Annotated in this window: 16 protein-coding genes and 1 pseudogene; 6 read left to right on the top strand and 11 right to left on the bottom strand. The window is 58.5% G+C overall.

The window, feature by feature from the left end; all coding sequences use genetic code 11:
• Positions 1–527 precede the first annotated feature (527 nt).
• The 3 genes and pseudogenes from DWB67_RS14140 to gmd form a co-directional block, all read right to left on the bottom strand.
• Entirely contained in the window at positions 528–2,738 is a 2,211-nt protein-coding gene (locus DWB67_RS14140; protein WP_119808197.1) for a tetratricopeptide repeat protein, read from the bottom strand.
• 5 nt (positions 2,739–2,743) lie between these two features.
• A complete protein-coding gene (locus DWB67_RS14135) occupies positions 2,744–3,706 on the bottom strand; it encodes a GDP-L-fucose synthase (RefSeq protein WP_119808196.1) in 963 nt (320 codons plus the stop codon).
• Positions 3,707–3,714: 8 nt separating this feature from the next.
• Positions 3,715–4,835, bottom strand: a pseudogene (gmd, locus tag DWB67_RS14130) (GDP-mannose 4,6-dehydratase).
• Between gmd and DWB67_RS18190 the strand changes: the two are divergent.
• Positions 4,813–5,106: a hypothetical protein gene (locus DWB67_RS18190; RefSeq protein ID WP_220475144.1), complete on the top strand. Its 294-nt coding sequence runs from the start codon at positions 4,813–4,815 to the stop codon at positions 5,104–5,106. The pseudogene gmd and the gene DWB67_RS18190 overlap by 23 nt on opposite strands.
• On the opposite strand, the gene DWB67_RS14125 is transcribed toward DWB67_RS18190, so the two are convergent.
• The 7 genes from DWB67_RS14125 to DWB67_RS14095 form a co-directional block, all read right to left on the bottom strand.
• On the bottom strand, positions 5,098–5,940 hold the full coding sequence (locus DWB67_RS14125; protein WP_255418684.1) for an SMP-30/gluconolactonase/LRE family protein: 843 nt from the start codon (positions 5,938–5,940) through the stop codon (positions 5,098–5,100). The genes DWB67_RS18190 and DWB67_RS14125 overlap by 9 nt on opposite strands.
• The gene (locus DWB67_RS14120) at positions 5,940–6,545 is read right to left on the bottom strand and encodes a 2-dehydro-3-deoxy-6-phosphogalactonate aldolase (RefSeq protein ID WP_119808194.1); all 606 of its coding nucleotides are present in this window, start codon (positions 6,543–6,545) and stop codon (positions 5,940–5,942) included. The genes DWB67_RS14125 and DWB67_RS14120 overlap by 1 nt, the downstream gene beginning before the upstream one ends.
• A gap of 16 nt (positions 6,546–6,561) precedes the next feature.
• Positions 6,562–7,449 (bottom strand): 2-dehydro-3-deoxygalactonokinase, encoded by an 888-nt coding sequence (locus DWB67_RS14115; RefSeq protein WP_119808193.1) that lies wholly within the window; start codon positions 7,447–7,449, stop codon positions 6,562–6,564.
• The gene (locus tag DWB67_RS14110) at positions 7,446–9,494 is read right to left on the bottom strand and encodes an alpha-galactosidase (RefSeq protein WP_119808192.1); all 2,049 of its coding nucleotides are present in this window, start codon (positions 9,492–9,494) and stop codon (positions 7,446–7,448) included. The genes DWB67_RS14115 and DWB67_RS14110 overlap by 4 nt, the downstream gene beginning before the upstream one ends.
• On the bottom strand, positions 9,491–10,336 hold the full coding sequence (locus tag DWB67_RS14105) for a carbohydrate ABC transporter permease (RefSeq protein WP_119808191.1): 846 nt from the start codon (positions 10,334–10,336) through the stop codon (positions 9,491–9,493). Before DWB67_RS14105 ends, DWB67_RS14110 begins: the two co-directional genes overlap by 4 nt.
• Positions 10,337–10,340: 4 nt before the next feature.
• Positions 10,341–11,255 (bottom strand): carbohydrate ABC transporter permease, encoded by a 915-nt coding sequence (locus DWB67_RS14100; RefSeq protein WP_119808190.1) that lies wholly within the window; start codon positions 11,253–11,255, stop codon positions 10,341–10,343.
• A 71-nt stretch (positions 11,256–11,326) separates the two neighbouring features.
• On the bottom strand, positions 11,327–12,559 hold the full coding sequence (locus DWB67_RS14095; protein ID WP_119808189.1) for an ABC transporter substrate-binding protein: 1,233 nt from the start codon (positions 12,557–12,559) through the stop codon (positions 11,327–11,329).
• Positions 12,560–12,671: 112 nt separating this feature from the next.
• On the opposite strand from DWB67_RS14095, the gene DWB67_RS14090 reads away from it, so the two are divergent.
• Genes DWB67_RS14090 through DWB67_RS14070 form a run of 5 tightly spaced genes read left to right on the top strand, consistent with a single transcriptional unit; the run spans position 12,672 to position 18,811 of the window.
• Positions 12,672–13,469, top strand: coding sequence for an IclR family transcriptional regulator (locus tag DWB67_RS14090; protein ID WP_119808188.1), 798 nt, complete (start codon positions 12,672–12,674; stop codon positions 13,467–13,469).
• Positions 13,470–13,476: 7 nt separating this feature from the next.
• Positions 13,477–14,532, top strand: a complete 1,056-nt coding sequence (locus DWB67_RS14085) for an ABC transporter ATP-binding protein (protein WP_119808187.1) — start codon at positions 13,477–13,479, stop codon at positions 14,530–14,532.
• Entirely contained in the window at positions 14,529–15,449 is a 921-nt protein-coding gene (locus DWB67_RS14080) for a Gfo/Idh/MocA family protein (protein ID WP_119808186.1), read from the top strand. The genes DWB67_RS14085 and DWB67_RS14080 overlap by 4 nt, the downstream gene beginning before the upstream one ends.
• A gap of 6 nt (positions 15,450–15,455) precedes the next feature.
• Positions 15,456–16,604, top strand: a complete 1,149-nt coding sequence (dgoD, locus tag DWB67_RS14075) for a galactonate dehydratase (protein WP_119808185.1) — start codon at positions 15,456–15,458, stop codon at positions 16,602–16,604.
• Between the two features lie 2 nt (positions 16,605–16,606).
• Positions 16,607–18,811, top strand: coding sequence for a glycoside hydrolase family 2 TIM barrel-domain containing protein (locus DWB67_RS14070; protein WP_119808184.1), 2,205 nt, complete (start codon positions 16,607–16,609; stop codon positions 18,809–18,811).
• On the opposite strand, the gene DWB67_RS14065 is transcribed toward DWB67_RS14070, so the two are convergent.
• Entirely contained in the window at positions 18,798–19,571 is a 774-nt protein-coding gene (locus DWB67_RS14065) for a hypothetical protein (RefSeq protein ID WP_119808183.1), read from the bottom strand. The genes DWB67_RS14070 and DWB67_RS14065 overlap by 14 nt on opposite strands.
• Between the last annotated feature and the right edge of the window lie 13 nt (positions 19,572–19,584).

Genomic DNA, 19,584 nt, shown 5'->3' with positions numbered 1-19,584 from the left:
CTTGTGCCGCAAGCCGTTGTTCGTCAGTGTCCGCATCCATCAGGATAAAAGCATCGCGTTTTGTGTAATGCCCCTGGATTTGCCAGTTAGAGATAAACCCGTGAATAAACCGCTTGGGCGTCAGCGCACAAAGTTCGACCGCTGCATGAGGGAATGACGGAAACTGGTGAAAACTTCCTGCGCCATAGCGCCCTGCGTCGTTATAGATGACGATATCATCCGGCCCGACTTCGCGCAGTTTGTTCAGAATGAACCACGGCTTCCACAGCCAGTAACCAGCCCCACGTTCCTGTTCCAGAATGAAACTGTTTTCGTTCCAGAAAGCTGTTTGTTTCAGCTGGGCCTCGGTAATATGTTCGGCGCTGTCGAAACCGACATTCAGTGCTGACGTGCAGTAATCATCGGCATTTGTCGAAAACGGCTCTACTCCGTTAGAATAGACCAGAAAATGCGCGTTACCGACCCTGCTTTTACTATGTATAATATTCGTTCTCCTGAGCGGGACGGCGCTTTGGCCGACCTCGTTCTTACAACTTTGTCAGTTTCTTATGCCGACGGACATATTGCCGTTTGTCCGGATAACGTGCCATCAGCCGTTCCAGCAACGCCTGCGCTTCATCTGTCCTGCCGCTGTCTACCAGCAGGTCGGATTTTAGCATAACCAACGGGGGATGATCGTCGGCCCATTGAAGCGCCCAGTCAAGAATAGCCTGGGCACCCTTGGCGTCACCACAGTCGACCTTCAGTTCGGCCAGCGCATGTTGACGTCGCCAGTGCAAAGGCGAGGCTGCAAGACCCTCTTCCAACCTCCGGATGGCGTCTTCTTTACGTCCTGCGTCCGAGGCGGCATCCGCGGCCAGAAAATAGACCGAAGGAAATTTCAGCCGATCTTCCTCGACAAGATCAATCAGCAGGGTCGCCGCCCCTTTGGCATCGCCCGAACGCCATTGGAACAATCCCCGCATTGCGCGGAAAATAGATACCTGCGGCGCAAGCGCGATTGCCCGATCCATCGCCTCCAGCGCGTCGTCGTTGCGGTCCTGCTCGTGACGCAACTCGGCCAGCCGCTTATAGAACAGCGCAACATCCGGTTTCGCCACAATCGCCCGCAGGATCAATTCCTCGGCTAATGGTAAATCACCTTCGCGCAGGGCGATCATACCTGTAAAGCTGTCAAGATGCGGTCTGACGTCATCAGACCAGACACGACGTTCTAAAGTCGTCAGGATCGATCGGAAATGCCCGCGGAATTTATAGTGGCTTCGCAGATCTGACCGTGTAAAATCAGGCCATTCCCAGACCATGACACGGTTCGTCGGCACCATCCTGTCGAATTTCAGAACGCCTGCCTCGACCGGCGCGGTATAGAAATTGCGGATGTGATCGACGATGAACCGGTTCGGAAACAGCTGTTCGATATGTGTGTCGGTGACCCAGAAATTACCGTCGTGAAAATCGCCCTGTCCACGCAATAATCCTGCCAGGGCATTAATCTCGCCCTCGACCGGTTCGTGCCAAAACGCCGAGGTAATTTGCGCCATCGCCTCTTCCTTGCGGCCCAGCATCAAAAGCGCCAATCCGTGATAGAGGACGATCTGTGCAAAGCTGCGCTGGAAGGTTACAAAGCCACGATCGACCGCGGGGCGAAGATCGCAAATGGCCTGATACTGACCATTAAAGAACATTTCCTGAAAGGTCATCGCATAGATGAAGGCGATGTTCAGGCCTGCGTTGATATGCTGGCGCGCCAGATCGACAAATTCGCTGCGACGACCGGTGCCGACCAGATGCTCGCATGCATAGACAAGATATTGACCGATCTCACCCGCATTCGCGAACAACTCCGGCTGATCCTTCAGGCGGGCGGCGAGAACATCCAGCGCATTATGGCGTTCTTCGGGGGTAATTTCGGATTCCACATCACGGAAATCGCCACCGCCAATTGTCTTGGCGGTGGAACTGAAGGCCGATGATGGTGGTGCAACAATCACATCCGACAGCGACATTGCAAAAAGCTCCAGCGCATCGCGCTGAACCTCGGTTAATGCACTGGTGTCTACCACCTTCGAAAATGTCAGAAGGTCCGGGAACATGCGGGTATATCTGTCCAGCACGCTTTTATTGTCGCTGAACAAGATCGTCCGTGCGCCATTTCCATCCAGATTCGACCGGATATGCGTTTCGAAAAATTCATCCGGCACAAATTTATTCGGCCATGCACGGTTCATTGCGCGCAAATCGCTGGTCAGATCGCCGCGGCGGATATGATATGCGACAGTCCGGCGGACATCCTTCAGCTTGGTGCGCAGGGCGTCCAGATGGTGTGCCAGAACGGGGTTCAGGGGCAGATCATCGACCACCGCGCGGAACGTGCGGTTGACTTCTTCCTCATCCTCGAACGGCATTTTCAGAACATCGAAGGGCGGGTCCAGCAACACATGCATTCCATCATCGAAATTCGCCCTGAATGCCTTTTCGGACGAACTTTGAATGACCGAGGTGATGGCAGTCGCATTGGCCTTCATCTGCTGGTAGGTAAGCTTGTCGATGAAATGATCGCGTACGAAGTCTTCCGAAAAAAGCTCGGTCCCGTCGCCAAGCCCGTCGCTGTCGCGCCAGTGAATGACAAAAGGCAGATCAAAGCTGCGGGCGAAACGCAACGTATTCAAAACCGCGATCAGCCGTCCGCCCATCCGGTCGGCCCGAAACGCGATCAGCTTGCCTTGGGGGTCTGCCATGCTATTCAATCCAGACGGTTTTCAAGAAACCAGCGATATGTATCGGCAACGCCACGTTCCAGATCGACCTGGGGCTGCCATCCCATTGCCATCAGCTTGTCCGAGGACATCAGCTTGCGCATAGTTCCATCGGGTCGCGTCAGGTCATTCTCGATCCGGCCCTTATAACCCGTTACGCGGGCGACAAGCTGTGCCAATTCCCCAATCGACACATCTGTGCCGCTGCCCACATTCAGATGCGACAACATCGGTTCGGTGTTCGTTTTATAGGTTTCGCGGTCCAGATCGAAGACGAACAAGGATGCCCGCGCCATATCATCCACATGCAGGAATTCACGGCGCGGTTTCCCCGTGCCCCACATGACAACCTGTTCCTTGTCGTCGCGCGCCGCCTCGTGGAAGCGGCGGATCAATGCCGGCATCACATGGCTATTTTCGGGCTCGAAATTATCCCCCGGCCCATAGAGGTTCGACGGCATCACCGACCGGTAATCCGTGCCGTATTGCCGGTTATAGCTTTCGCAGAGCTTGATCCCTGCAATCTTGGCGATGGCATAGGGTTCGTTTGTCGGTTCAAGTATGCCGGTCAGCAATGCATCTTCGCGGATGGGCTGCGCTGCTTCGCGCGGATAGATGCAGCTGGACCCCAGTTGCAAAAGACGCGTCACCCCCGAAGCATATGCCTCGTGGATGACATTGCATTCGATCATCAGGTTCTTGTGGATGAACTCGGCGGGGTAGGTGTTGTTGGCATGGATACCACCGACTTTGGCAGCTGCCAGAATGACCGCATCGGGCCGTTCGCTGCGCATGAAATCACGCACAGCCGCCTGTTCGGTCAGATCCAGTTCGCTGCTGGTACGGGTGATCAGTTCCAGATCTTCACCCCCGTCACGGCGTGCCTGCAATTGGCGGGTGATCGCACTGCCGACCATACCACGATGACCGGCCACAAAAATCCGTGTCATATCTGGCCTCAGCTTTCCTGATAAAGCGGGATGTCATAGCCATGCGTTTTCAGCAGGGCATAGCGACGCGCAGCTTTCAGGTCTTCGGCAACCATTTCTTCACACATTTCCTGCGTGGTAATTTCCGGAACCCAGCCAAGCTTTTCGCGCGCTTTGCTTGGGTCACCCAACAGGGTTTCGACCTCGGTCGGGCGGAAATAGCGGGGATCAACGCGCACGATGACCTGACCTGCCGTCACGCCGGGGGCATCTTCGCCAACGACGGATGCTACGATGCCGACTTCGGCTTCGCCCTGACCCTCAAACCGAAGGGTAATGCCGACATGGGCCGCCGACCATTCGATAAACTGACGGACCGAGTATTGAACGCCGGTCGCAATGACAAAATCTTCCGGCGTTTCCTGTTGCAGCATCATCCACTGCATGCGGACGTAATCGCGCGCATGGCCCCAGTCACGCAAGGCCTCCATGTTGCCCATATACAGACATTCGTCCAGACCCTGTGCGATATTCGCCATGCCGCGCGTGATCTTGCGCGTAACAAACGTCTCGCCTCGGCGGGGGATTCATGATTGAACAGGATGCCGTTGCAGGCATAAATTCCGTAAGCTTCGCGATAGTTCACCGCTATCCAATAGGCATACATCTTGGCCACGGCATAGGGCGAACGCGGATAGAAAGGCGTCGTTTCACGCTGCGGGATTTCCTGCACCTCGCCATAAAGCTCCGAGGTGGAGGCCTGATAGAATTTGGTCTTCTTTTCCAGCTTTAGAAAACGGATGGCTTCCAGAATGCGCAGAGTTCCAAGCGCGTCGACGTTGGCCGTATATTCCGGCGTTTCGAAGCTGACTGCCACATGCGATTGCGCGCCCAGATTGTAGACCTCGTCCGGACGAACTGCTTCCATGATCCGCATGACCGAGGAGGTGTCCCCCAGATCGCCATAGTGCAAGAACATCCGCGCGCCTTCGGCATGCGGATCCTGATAGATGTGGTCGATGCGCTGCGTATTCAGCGAGGATGACCGGCGCTTGATACCGTGGACTTCTTAACCCTTTTCCATTAGCAACTCTGCCAGATAAGAACCGTCCTGCCCGGTAATTCCGGTGATAAGCGCCCATTTTGTCATCGAAATTCCCTCAATTCGCACAGGTATACTCGCCATACAGTGGTTTTGCCACTTACGCATGCCAGCTTACGCCAAGAAAGCTTTGTTTTCTATAGCCGAAGTTCACCGTATTTTCCGCAAAGCCAGAGCTATCGGCTTTTGCGACCAATGCGGCAGACCAGCGCTCGACAACAGGCAAGTGACACTGGAAAAAACCGGTGTTGCCGCAATATCGGGCAACACCGGTCAAGCTGGTCCGGCGATGGATGCAACTGCCGATTGTTCAGGGTAGACGCACGCGGTTTTCCATTTGACCTGTACAATTGGCCGGCATGGTAAAGGTGCAGCCGTCCTGCGGGCCCGGGATGTCCAGTCCCTGCCGTGCAGAGGTTACGAAAATCGTGTCCATATCCGGCCCCCCGAATGCCGGACAGGACACATGGGCGACCGGCAACGCAATCGCGCGGTCGAACTGCCCCTGACGGTTGTATCGGGCTACGCGGCTTGCACCCCACTGTGCGGTCCAAAGGCCGCCATCCGCGTCAATCACCGCTCCGTCGGGATTAAGGCCTTCGGTGGTAAGATCGATATGGGGTTCGGCATCGCCTGCAGGCCATCCATCGGTGTCCAATGCGACCCGCATGATAATTCCGGTGGCGGTATCGGTGAAATAGGCGGTTTCCCCTTCCGGGGCAAAGCAGATCGCATTGGTGATCGTGATGCCGTCGAACAGGCAGCGCAATTCACCGGCGTAAAAGCGCCAGATAGACCCCGCGCCTTTTTCGGCATTCAATCCGATCGTGCCGATCCAGAAGCCGCCCTGCGGGTCGGCGCGACCATCGTTGGATCGGGTGACAGGGTTGTCTGCCTCTAGCGCGACCAGATCCTGATACGACCCGTCGCGCAGATCGAACAGCATCAATGCCCGCGAGGACGCGACTACCAGACGGTCAGCATCCACAATCCCCGCAGCCGAGACATGGTCCGGAAAATCCCAGTGGCGGCGTTCGCCCCCCAATGGCTTTAGATATATCCGTTTGGACAGGATATCGAACCAGATCAATGCATTCAGATCGGAGTGCCACAGCGCACCTTCCCCCAGCTCGCAGGGGGTATCATCGAACATCATGCTGCCACCCGATCCCACGCCGAAACCATGGCCTTTGCTTTTGCAGCGACAGCTGCTGCATCATCACCCGGCTTATAGAGCGATGATCCGATACCGAATCCTGCGGCACCCGCTTGCATCCATTCAGCCATATTGTCGGCGGATACACCGCCAACGGCCCACATTTCAGTGCCGGCGGGCAGGATCGCCCGCATTGCGCGCAAACCTTTCGGGCCGATCAGTTCGCCCGGAAACAGCTTCAATCCCGATGCCCCCGCACCAAGTGCGACAAAAGCTTCGGAAGGGGTCATGATGCCGGGAAAACTTTTCATGCCAGCCTCCCGTGTTGCTTTGATGACTGTCGCGTCGCAATTGGGCGACAGCACCATTCGGCCACCGGCGTCCGCGACGGCTTGAACCTGTTCGGGCGTCAGGACGGTCCCCGCGCCGATCAGCGCCTGATCCCCGAAATCACGCGCCAGCAACGCAATGCTGTCCAGCGGATCCGGAGAGTTCAGGGGAACCTCGATACGGGTGATGCCTGCGTCAATCAGTGCACGGGCAATTGCAGGGGCCTCGGGCGGGGTAAGGCCACGCAGGATGGCAATCAATGGACGGGACATGGCGGGGGCCTTTCGGTCAGGATGACTTGAATTGCTGATATGCTGCGTAAAGTCCGGCAAGGGTCGCATCCTCGACCGACATCAAAGCGGCCGGAACGCCTTGCGCCTTTAGCGCCTGTTCATAAAGCGACGACAGCGCGGGTGCGCCGATAATGGTAACTTCGCATCCAAGCCACCATGGTTTTGCGGCGGCCATTTCCCATCCGATCAGGGTGCCGGACAGGCGGCCGCGCGCAACGGCAGGGTCCAGTCCCGTCAACAGCGCTTCGGCGCGCAATTGGAACAGGCCGCCGTAGCCTCGTTCCGGGCGGGCCATGGCGTCTGAAACCGCACCAAGGAAAGCATCCTGATCACATTCCTGACCACTTAAGGAATGACGCAGAACGGATTGGCCGGCGATCAGGGCAAATAATTCACCGGTCATCAGACTTTTAAAGTTGCAGATCTCCTTGGCCGATACACGGACCCATTTCGTATGGGTTCCGGGCAGGCAGACGATCCCGTCAAAATCAGGCGACAGCGACAGAAGACCGGCAATCTGCGTTTCTTCACCACGCATGACATCGGCGGGATTGTCCTGACGGATGCCACAGATAATCCGCACCGGCCGGCCGCCCGGATCATCGGGAACGGCCACCATTTGCGGTGTCGCAGGACAAGGAACGGCAGCATAGGGGGCCTCGATCCAGCCCTGACGTGATCCGACCATGCCGCTGGCGATGACCGGCACGGCAGGCCAGCCGGTTGTCGCCTGTTCCAGCACCGCTGCGAATTCATCCGGCCCCAGAACGCCCATCCCCTGATCCGAGCTGCGTCGTTCGATCACATCGCGGCCGGACATCGCCCAGAGCCGCAAATTCGTCGTGCCCCAATCGGCGGCAATCCAGTCTATTTCGGCAGTCACACACGCATTCCTTCAATGACGGCGATGGTTTGCGGGAAGGCTGGTGGCAGGGCAACCCCCTGTGCCATCAGCGCGGCACCGGTCAGGGTGACATCACCCTGACAGATTGCTGTTTGGGACGTATGATGCCCCAGTGGCTTTTCGATCATCCGCAGCCGGTACCGCGCCGTTGGGTCAAGCCCCGTCAGACGCAGCGCGGGCGGTTGGACGGCGACAGGGCTTTCCAAGGTCGCTGCGAAGATCACCAGTTGTGATCCATCAGCCGCCATCTGCATTTCTGCCACCGCCCCATCGGGACGGTCCAGCCGCCAGATATCACCACCCAGCATCCAGTCGCGGTTGGCTTTCCACCACGCGGTAATGCGGGTCAGGGTTTCGGCTTCGTCGTCGGTCAGTTCGCGCGGGTCCATTTCGAACCCCATATAGCGCTGCGCTGCGGTCCATGCCCGCAGCGCCATCGGCAGCACCCTTCCCGAGGTGTGGCAGTCGCGCGGCCCCACGTGGCTGCCGGTGGCAACCGCAGGCAGAAACACCGCCGCCTGATGCTGGATGCGCAGGCGTTCCAGCGCGTCATTACTGTCGGACAGCCAGACGCGGGGGCAGCGGGTCAGGATGCCCGCGTCGATACGCCCCCCGCCCGACGCGCAGCTTTCGATCTCCACCAGCGGATGCGCTGCATGCAGCCGGTCCAGTAGGTCATAGACGCCACGCGTTTGCCCTGCATCGGGGAAGGGCGTCAGACGGTTGTGGTCCCATTTGACGTAATCGATGTCCCAATCACGCAGGATCGCATCCAGCCGCGTGAACAGATGGTCGCGCACGTCGGCGCGGGTCATGTCCAGATGCAGCTGATCGCGGCCCCTGATCTGATCGGCAGGCCCCAGCACCCATTCGGGATGGGCGCGAAACAGGTCGCTGTCTTCGTTGATCATCTCGGGCTCGACCCACAGGCCGAAGCGCATGCCCAGTTCCTGAACGCAGTCGATCAGCGGCTGAAAACCATGCGGATGCTTGCGCCGGTCGATCTGCCAGTCACCGAGCGATGTTGTGTCATCATCACGCCGCCCGAACCAGCCGTCGTCCAGCACAAAACGCTCGGCGCCAAGCGCCGCTGCGCGGGCGGCAATTTCGGATAATTCATCGGCGTCGTGGCGGAAATAGATCGCCTCCCACCCGTTATAATGAACGGGGCGTGGTTGGCGGGCATGGGGCAGGCGGTCGCGAATGGCACGCTGGAACGGGATAGAGACACTGTTCAGGCCGGCATCTCCGCGGCCTAGCAGCATTTCAGCACTGTCAAAACGTGTGGCGGGTGCGCGTTCAGACCCTGATGCATGGCCCAGCTGGATCTGGCGGCGACCCTCGGGCAGGGCCTCGACCACCATGCGGTGACCGCCGGACCAGCCGTAATGCAGGGCCATCACCTCGCCGCGCGTATGGGTGGTGCCAGCGGTGGCCAGCCACAGATGCGGCGGGTTTTCATGCCCCGAACGGCCCGTGCGGGCATCGCGGATGCGTGCGCCGTGGTCCAGATCGCTGGTCACGGGCTGGAATTCGCGTGTCCAGCGTCCGGCCAATTCGGTCAGTTGATCGATATGCGGTGCGACGGGCAGGGCGGCGGCGGCCATCCAATGCAGGCGGATGGGGCGATCGGCGGTCAGGCTGGCGGTGATGGCGACCAACCCGTGCGGTTGCGCACGGATGCGGTGGGTCAGGGTCAGGCCGTCTGCGGCATGAACCAGCGTCAGCCCATCATGCTGATCGGCGGATTGCAGCGCCCAAGCCGGTTCCAAGGGCGTGCCATCGGTGTCAAAAGCGACCAGCCCCGGCTGGCCCGGAAAACTGCGCCGCGCCTCGGGCAGCAGGGACAAGGGCGGCAGCTGATCCAGCATCCCGCCGGTGATGCCGCCTGTGCCAGCCGCGACCAGATCAGCCAAGTCCTGATCGGCGGGCAGGCGCGCACCCCAGTAATGGCAGCATGCCATCCCGCCATCGCTGCCCAGAACCAATGTTTGGGCAGGCGTATCGATACGCCAAAGGCTCATTTCACGGCCCCCAGAGTCAGACCGGCGATGAAGTGCCGCTGCATCAGGAAAAACATCAGGACCGGAGGCATCGCCGCCAGAATCGACCCCGCAGACACTAGATGCCACGCCGCGACCCATTGGCCGTTCAGACTGTTCAGACCCGCCGTGATCGGCTGCGTTTCAGCACCGGTGGTCAGCACCATCGCCCAGAAATAGTCGTTCCAGATAAAGGTGAAGACCAGCACCGACAGCGCCGCGATGGCGGGGCGCACCAAAGGCAGGACGATATGCCAGAAGATCTGCCATTCGTTAACGCCCTCGACGCGTGCAGCCTCGATCAATTCGCGCGGCAAGGCCTTGATGAAGTTGCGCATGAACAACGTGCAGAACCCCGTCTGGAAAGCGATGTGGAACAGGGCAAGGCCGGTGACGGTGTTATAAAGGCCCATGTTTACCGTCAGGTCGCGCACAGGCACCATCAGGATCTGGAAGGGCACGAAGTTGCCTGCCACGAACATAAAGAATACCACCAGCGACAACCGGAACTTATAAACCGCCAGCGCATAGCCGGTCAGGCAGGACAGCCCGACTGCGCCGATCACTGTGGGGATGGTGATGCGAAAGCTGTTCAGCAAATATTGCGCGATGGGCGAATTGCGGAAAACATCGACGTAATTCTCGAACGCGATGCGCGAGGGCATGCCGAAGTAGTTGCCCGCCGCCAAATCGCCGGATGGGCGCAGCGATGTCAGCGCCACCCCCAGCAAGGGCAGCAGCCACAGGATCAGCATGATTGGCAGCGCGATTTTATAGCCGCGCTGGAAGGCAGGGGACATGGTCTGGATGGGACGGGGGAACATCGGATTACAGCCCTCTCTCGTCGCGCCACATCTTCCAGATGAAGCCCGTAATGAAGATCATCATGATGGCGAACAGCACCACGGCGATGGCTGCGCCATAGCCCATGCGATAGCCGTATTCCGACAGCGCCTGTTCATACATGTAATAGGACAGCACGCGGCTGGACCCGAACGGCCCGCCCGAGGTCATGATGCTGACCAGATCGAAGCTGCGCAGCGCACCGATGACGGTGACGACGACCGCAATGAAGGTCGCGGGGCGCAATTGCGGCAAAACAACATGCCACAGCATCCGCCAACCCTTGGCACCATCCAGACGCGCGGCCTCGATCTGGTCGGGGGCGACGGCGTTCAGGCCGGTTAGATACAAGATCATGCAATAGGCGATCTGAGGCCAGAGGCCCGCCGCGATGATGCCGTAGGTGACGTAACGCTCGTCCGCCAGAATTGCGACGCCGGTTCCGCTCAACCATTCGATCAAAACATAGAACAGCCCGAATCCGGGTGCATAGAACCATGAGAAGATCAGGCCGACGACGACCTGACTGATCACGAAGGGGAAGAAAAACAGCGATTTATAGATGCGGATGCCCTTTACCGTCTGGTTCAGGAACACCGCAATCAGCAGCCCAAGCGGCACGGCCAGCAGATACAGCGCCAGCCAGAGGACGTTGTTCTTCAGGCTGGTATAGAAAGCATCGTCCCACCACAGCTCGGAGTAATTGGCCAGTCCGATCCATTTCATCGGACCAAGCCCGTCCCAATCATGGAACGACACCCAGACGGATTGGAAAATCGGAATCAACACATAGACGGCAAACATCAACAGACCCGGCGCAAGGAACAGCCATGGGGTCAGGCTGCTGCGACGCCGGCGGGGGCGTGCTTTGGGCGGGTGAATGTCGGGAAGGGCGGTCATCTTGGACCTCCGGGCATGCGGGTGGGAAATCGGGGAAATCGGGCGGACCATTCATGTCCGCCCGACGGGTCTTACCGTGCTGCGCGCTGACGCGTGCGTTCAAGCCGTTCAAGGATGCCGTCCAGACGTTCAGGGCGAACCATGAATTCTTGGAACCCCTCCATCCCGACCTTGGCCATTTCCGGCGAAGCGTCGCGATCGAAGAACTGTGCGATGCCGCCGTCGGCGGTCGACAGCAGATCGAAGCCCGCTTGCAGGTAGGGGTCATCCCCGACCGAGCTTTCGGCATTGATCGGCAGCTGGCCAAGTGTCTGGTTCATCTTCGTCTGCACGTCAGGACGTGCAAGGAAGGCAAGGAACAGCTTGGCATCCTCGGGGTTTTTGGCACCGGCGGGAATATGGACCGTGTCGGTCGGAGCTTCTTCCGCGCGGGGAATATCGGCATTGATCGTCGGGAAGGGCATGAAGCCCAGATTTTCTTCGGTCATGCCGCCGTCAAGGAAGGGTGCCACGGCAAAGTTGCCCATGACGTAATTGGCCGCCTTGCCCTGAACGATATTCGACACCGCATCCTGCCAGTCGATCGCAGCATGGTTGGGCGATGTATAAGGCAGTAGCTTTTCCCATTCGGCAAAGACGGCTTTGACCTTGTCATCTGTCCAGGGAATTTCGCCGCGCGTCAGCTGCATATGCCAGTCATAGCCATTAGTCCGCAGCGACATATAATCGAAGATACCGGCAATGGGCCAAAGCGCCTTCGAGCCTGTCGTGACGCAGTCGATGCCCGCATCCTTGAACTTTTGACAATTGGCAAGGAAATCTTCCCAGTTATCAGCGGGTTCAACGCCAACCTTCGCATAGACATCCTTGTTATAATAGATGCCCCACTGGTAGTAGGTATAAGGAACACCCCACTGCTTGCCGTCGATGGTCATCGCCGACGCTGCAGAATGCAGGCTGTCGTTCAGGCCGTTTTCTTCCCAGACATCGGACACATCCATGAACTGGTTCGCCGCAACAAAGGGCGCCATGCGGTTGCCCGCATACCAGTTCGCCAGATCGGGCGCGTCTGCAGTCAGAAAGTTGCGGATCGCGGTTTTATAGCCTTCGTGATCGAAGATGTTCACCTTGACCGTGATGTCGGGATACTCGGCCTCGAAATCCGCAATCAGTTGTTCGAATGCCGCCTTGGGGGCGGGGTCGGATGCATCGGTGTTGAACACCAATTCGCGGGCTTGGGCAAAGGCAGGTGCTGTGGTGGCCAACAGCGCTGCCAGCAGCAGGCCCTTATTCGATAAAACCATGGTCTCCTCCCCATTTGGTTCCAAATAATGAAACCCAGTTTTGAATATTGAAACTATGATGCGAATCGATTAGCGTGTCAATAACGGCAATGCGAGGGGGAGGAGGCCTGGCGTGACTGTGGTCGAGCGAGAGACATCAGACGGGACAGTCGGCCGTACATTGGCCGTGCTGGACCTTGTCGCCGAATTCGGCCGTCCGGCGCGCTTTGCCGAGATTATGCTGGTTGCGGGCCTGCCCAAGGCGACACTTTACCGCTTCCTTCAGGTCCTGACCCGTCAGGAAATGCTGGCTTTTGACGATATCCGCCAGACCTATGCGCCCGGTATGCGTCTGGTGCGTCTGGCCCATTCGGCATGGGCGCAGTCCAGTCTTGCGCCCATTGCACAAGGGGTTCTGGACCGGCTGTCGCGTGATCTGGGCCAGACGGTCCACCTGGCGCAACTGGACAATGGCGCGGTCCTTTACGTCGATAAACGCAATGCCCGCCAGCCGGTGCAGATGTTAGCGCAATCGGGCAAAGTAGGTCCCGCCTATTGCACGGGTGTCGGCAAGGCGATGCTGGCATATCTACCTGAAGATCAGCTGGTTAATGCATTGGCACGGCAGTCTTTTCATGCCCATACCTCGAAAACACTGACCACGCCGGATGCCTTGCGTGTTGAACTGGCGCGCATCCGGGATCAGGGCTTTGCCCTTGATGATGAAGAACATGAAATCGGTATCGCCTGTATGGCCGCGCCTATCCTTTCTGGAAATGGCCGCGTCATCGGGGCGATTTCAGTGACCACCACGACTGATGTGACAAGCCGCGACCAGCTTCTGGCGCTGGCGGGTCCCGTTAAAGAAGCTGCGGCGCAGATCGCCGCGACCGCCGAAACATGGCGGTTTCCCGAACACAAGCAAGCATGAGGTTGCCATGTCCGGCGTCCAGTTGACCAGCGTCACCAAGGATTTCGGCCCTGTAAGGGTCATCTACGGCGTCGATCTTGATATCAAACAAGGCGAGTTTTGCGTCTTTGTCGGACCCTCGGGGTGCGGCAAGTCCACCTTGTTGCGTATGATCGCCGGTCTGGAAGAAACCAGCGACGGCCAGATCCATATCGAGGATGAGGATGTCACCGACGCCGAACCCGCAGACCGCGGCGTGGCGATGGTATTCCAGACCTATGCGCTTTATCCGCATATGACGGTCGCCCAGAATATGGGGTTCGGTTTGAAGATGAACCGCCACCCCAAGACCGAGATTTCGGCGAAGGTTGCCGAAGCTTCGCGTATTCTGAAACTGGACCCGCTGCTAGACCGCAAGCCTGCCGCCCTGTCGGGGGGGCAGCGTCAGCGTGTTGCCATTGGACGCGCTATCGTGCGCGGCCCCAAGGTATTCCTGTTCGACGAACCGCTGTCGAATCTTGATGCCGAATTGCGGGTCGAGATGCGTGCCGAGATCGCCCGCCTGCACCGCGAAATCAAAGCAACGATGATCTATGTGACCCATGATCAGGTCGAAGCGATGACCATGGCAGACAAGATCGTCGTGCTTCGTGCGGGTAAGGTCGAACAGGTCGGCACGCCGATGGACCTCTATGACGATCCCGACAACCGCTTTGTCGCGGGCTTTATCGGCAGTCCCGCAATGAATTTCGTCAAAGGTCAGGTGCAGGACGGACGTGTTGTCACCAAAGCCTTCGGCGCGCCCCTTGACCGCCAATCCGCCACATTGATGGAAGGTCGCAAGGTCGAGGTCGGCCTGCGCCCAGACATCCTGCAACTGACCGATCAAGGTGATTTTCGCATTGATATGGCTGAAAATCTGGGCGGCGTTACTTATGTCCATCTGACCGCGCCATCGGGTGAAAAGCTGGTGGTCCAGACGACGCATCGTCTTGATCCCGCCGGTGGTGGAACGGTGGGTGTGACAGTTGATCCCGCCCATGCCTATTTCTTTGACGCCGAAACGGGGCAGCGCCTGAGATGAGCGATTTGTCCCTTGCCATTGTCGGGCTTGGCACCATCGCCCGCGCCCAACATCTGCCGGCCATCGCAGCGACCGAAGGCATCACCCTGACAGCCGTGGCCAGCCGCAATGCGCGGTTGGACGGCGTGTCGAATTATACCGAAATCGAAGAACTGCTGGAATCGGAAGATGACGTGCAGGCGGTGTCGCTGTGCACGCCGCCGCAGGGGCGTTTCGAACAGGCGATGGCGGTGCTGCGCGCCGATTGCCACCTGATGCTGGAGAAACCCCCAGGCGCCACCCTGTCGGAACTGGAACTGCTGGCCGCCGAGGCCAACGCCCGCAGCCTGACCATATTCGCCACGTGGCATTCGCGCGAAGCCGCCGCTGTTGATCAGGCCCGCGACTGGCTGGCCGATCGTAACATCCACGCCACCCATATCGACTGGGCCGAGGATGTCCGCAAATGGCATCCCGGTCAGGACTGGATCTGGCAACCAGGCGGGCTTGGGGTTTTTGATCCAGGCATTAACGCGCTGTCGATACTGACCAAGGTTCTGCCTGATCCGGTGCGTCTGACCGGTGCCGATCTGCATATACCCGAAAACCGCCAGACCCCCATCGCCGCCGAATTGACGATGGACGCAGGCCACCCCGTGACCGCCCGACTGGACTGGCGCCAGCAAGGCGCCGAACTGTGGCAGATCAGCTTCGACACAGATGCCGGTGTTGCTGTGCTTGATCAGGGTGGCGCACGCTTCACCGTTGATGGTGAAACCGTCGCACAGGGTGAAAATGCGGAATATGCCCGCCTCTATGCCCGTTTCCGCGATCTTGTTTCCACTGGCGACAGTGATCTGGACCTGTCGCCCCTGCGCCTTGTCGCTGACGCTTTTCTGACAGGTCACCACCACACTGTCCCTGCATTTTTGGACTGAGCCATCATGAAAATCACCCAAATCGAAACTTTCATCGTTCCTCCGCGCTGGTGCTTTGTGAAGATCAGCACCGATGAGGGCATCAGCGGATGGGGCGAACCCGTCCTTGAAGGCCGCGCTGCCACCGTCGCCACCTGCGTCGAGGAACTGTCCGATTACCTGATCGGGCGCGACCCCGCGCTGATCCAGGACCACTGGACTGTCATGTATCGCGCCGGTTTCTATCGCGGCGGCGGCATCCACATGTCGGCCATCGCGGGCATCGATCAGGCACTGTGGGACATCAAGGGCAAGGCGCTTGGTGTGCCGGTCCACAGCCTGCTGGGTGGTCAGTTGCGCGACCGGATCCGCGTCTACAGCTGGATCGGCGGCGACCGTCCGGGCGACACCGCCCGCATGGCGCGTGATTGCGGTGATCGCGGCTTTACCGCAGTCAAGATGAACGGCACCGAGGAGATGCAATTCGTCGATAGCCACGCTAAAGTCGATGAGGTTCTGGCCCGCGTGCAGGCTATCCGCGAGGAAATGAGCCCCGACTTCGGCATCGGCATCGATTTCCATGGTCGCGTACATCGCCCGATGGCGAAGGTGCTAGCCAAGGAGCTGGAGCCCTTCCGCCTGATGTTCATCGAGGAACCGGTTCTGTCCGAACATGCCGAGGCGCTGCGCGAGATCGCCAATCATTGTTCGACCCCGATTGCGCTTGGCGAACGGCTGTATTCGCGGTGGGATTTCAAGGAAATCCTGAAGGGTGGGTTCGTCGACATCATCCAGCCCGACCCCAGCCATTCGGGTGGTATTACTGAAACCTATCGCATCGCGGCGATGGCCGAGGCGCATGACGTTGCATTGGCCCTGCATTGCCCGCTGGGGCCGATTGCACTGGCTGCGAACCTGCAACTGGATGCAGTCTGCTATAACGCATTCATTCAGGAACAATCGCTTGGTATCCATTACAACCAAGGCAGCGACCTGCTGGATTATCTGGTCGATCCGACCGTCTTTAAATACGAGGATGGCTTTGTCGCCATCCCGCAAGGCCCCGGCCTTGGCATCGAGGTAGATGAGGCGAAGGTCCGTCGCGCCGCCGACGAAGGTCACCGTTGGCGCAACCCCGTCTGGCGTCACGCCGACGGCAGCTTCGCAGAGTGGTAAGCATGAGACAGGTTCTGAAACTAAACGACGGCTGGGTCTTTTCGGACGGCTTTGACGACGGGCATATTGCCAAGCTGCGCGATGGTGAAACCGTTACCTTGCCCCATAACGCGGTCGATCTACCGCTAAGCTATTTCGATGAAACAGCCTATCAACGGCCCTTCACCTATCAGCGTCACCTGACGTGGGATGATGCTTGGGCAGGCAAGCGCGTTCAGCTGCAATTCGATGGCGCAATGGCCGACAGCGTGGTCTGGGTCAACGGCACGCAAGTGGCGGCCCATGCCGATGGCTATACGCCGTTCTGGGCCGATCTGACCGATCACCTGACGGTTGGCGACAATCTGATCACGGTGCGGGTGGACGGGTCCGAGAACCCCGCCATTCCGCCTTTCGGGGCACAGATCGATTACCTGACCTATGCAGGCATCTATCGTGACGTCTGGTTGCGGGTGCTGCCTGAACGTCAGCTGGTCAACGCGCGCGTTTTGACACCGGATGCGTTGGCCGATGCAAAGACCGTGGTCGTGGTGCCGGAAACCACCACCGCCGGTCCGGTTGTGGCACGACTTCTGGATTCCGATGGCGCGCAGATTGCCGCGACCGAGGGGACAGGCGAACTGACCATGTCGGGTCTGGCCGGTCTGCGTCTATGGTCGATGGATGATCCTGCACTTTACACGGTCGAACTGACGTTGCCCGACAGCGGCGATGTCACCACCCATCGTGTCGGTTTCCGCACCGCCGAATGGACGCCGCAAGGGTTCTTGCTGAACGGAGAACCGGTCAAGCTGCGCGGGCTGAACCGTCATCAAAGCTTCCCCCATGCGGGATATGCTGCCGGTCGCCATGCGCAGGAACGCGATGCCGAGATCATGCGTGAAGATCTGGGCTGCAATATGGTCCGCACCTCGCACTATCCGCAAAGCCCGTGGTTTCTGGACCGTTGCGATGAAATCGGCCTGTTGGTTTTCGAGGAAATCCCCGGTTGGCAGCATATCGGTGACGAAGCCTGGCAGGATGCCTCGGTCAAGAACGTCGAGGCAATGATCCGCCGTGACTGGAACCACCCCAGCATTGTGATCTGGGGCGTGCGGATCAACGAAAGTCAGGACAACCACGATTTTTATATCCGCACCAATGCGGTGGCGCGTGAACTGGACCCGACCCGTTCGACTGGCGGTGTGCGCTATCTTCCGGAAAGCGAACTGCTGGAAGATGTTTATACGATGAATGATTTCATTCTGGACGAATCCGAACTGCCCCTGATCAACCGGCCCCGCACCGCCCTGCGTAGTCCGGCCGAGGTGACGGGTCTTAAAACACCGGTGCCCTATCTGGTCACGGAATATAACGGCCATATGTTCCCGACCAAAGCACAAGACCCCGAATTGCGGCAGATGGAGCATGTGCTGCGTCATCTGGATGTGCTGAACGCCGCCCATGGCGATCCCAATATCAGCGGGTCCATCGGCTGGTGCATGTTCGATTACAACACGCATAAGGATTTCGGAGCGGGCGACCGTATCTGTCATCATGGTGTGATGGACATCTGGCGCGAACCGAAATTCGCGGCCCACGCCTATGGAAGCCAGAAACCACCATCAGAAGGTGTGGTGTTGGAGCCTGTGACCTTCTGGGCGCGAGGTGAACGCAATATCGGCGGCGTGCTGCCTCTGATTATCCTGACCAACTGTGACGAGGTTGAATTCGAATGTGCCGGCGTCACCCGTCGCGTTGGACCGGATCGCGAACGCTTTCCACATCTGCCGCATCCTCCGGTGATTATCGACCACCGCCATATCAGTGCCGAGGAACTGGGCCTTTGGGGGATGAGCTGGCATCCCGGTCGCATCACCGGCTATCTCGATGGCAAAACCGTGGCAACGCGTGACTTCGTCGCCGATCCACTGCCGACGGTCCTGCAAATCGACCCTGATCTGGACCGTGTTCCGGCGGATCCGGATATCGATCTGCGTATCATGTTGCGGGCTTTGGATCAGGCTGGCAATCGCTTGCCCTTCCTTGATGGTGCGGTGAAAGTGTCCGTTGATGGTCCTGCTAAACTGGTCGGTCCAGAATTGCGCATGTTACAAGGTGGTACCACAGGGATGTGGCTGCGTTTGACCGGCAACACGGGTCCCGTCACGGTTACGGCTGAGCTGGCACAATTCCCGACAGCTACCGCTGTCATCAGTGTCGGTTAGCCTGCGCCTTGTTCAACTTATCTTCAATCCGGCGAAATGCGGCCAAAAGTTCTTGGCTGAATTCGCCGGGTTGAAAACTGCGCAATCCCGAATGGGCCGCGCACAGATGGCGCAAATCCTGACACTGCGTGGCCATATCCTGAACCCAGTTGCGAAGATCACGTACAGCACCCGTTTCGGGCAGTAGGGCCTTTGACATAGTTGGATGCAGAAAAACCCGCGGTTTTGGAAAGAACCGTTTGAGCAGTCTTGGAACAGGGATCAGGTTGATCGTATCGTCGACATGCAATGTCCGACTGGCCTTATGCCACGCCAAAAGTGATCCCGCATGGACGCTTTCATTATCGCTTATATAATCAATCCCTGCGGGCATGAAAAACGACAGATCATCAGCAAACATCGCCGCGACGGCGGGGCTTTCTACAGGTTCGGGTTGCCACGTCAGGTCCGGATGCTTGTTCCAGTGGCGTTTTGATCCATAAAGTTTGGCGTTCGGAAAGTCACGTGCGATCGTCGCGCAATGTAATGTATGATATGGATGCAGGTTCAGAACCACACGCACTTCCTGTCCCTTATCGGTCAACTGAATGACACGGTCGCGCATAGCGCCGGTTAGTGGATAGCTGTCCAACATGGCAAAACCGCCATCTGACAAACGTATCAGGGCGGCTTGGGTGCCGACGTTCAGGACACCGCCCATTTTCAGATCGCCCCTGATGGTCCAGAAGCCCTGTCCAAAATCATGTATCGCCTCGGTCATATGTACCTTTCTG

This window comes from Paracoccus sp. JM45, from assembly GCF_003590715.1.
Lineage (GTDB): Bacteria > Pseudomonadota > Alphaproteobacteria > Rhodobacterales > Rhodobacteraceae > Paracoccus.
Note: the sequence above shows the minus strand (reverse complement) of the source record. Positions and strands in the feature narration are given on the sequence as shown.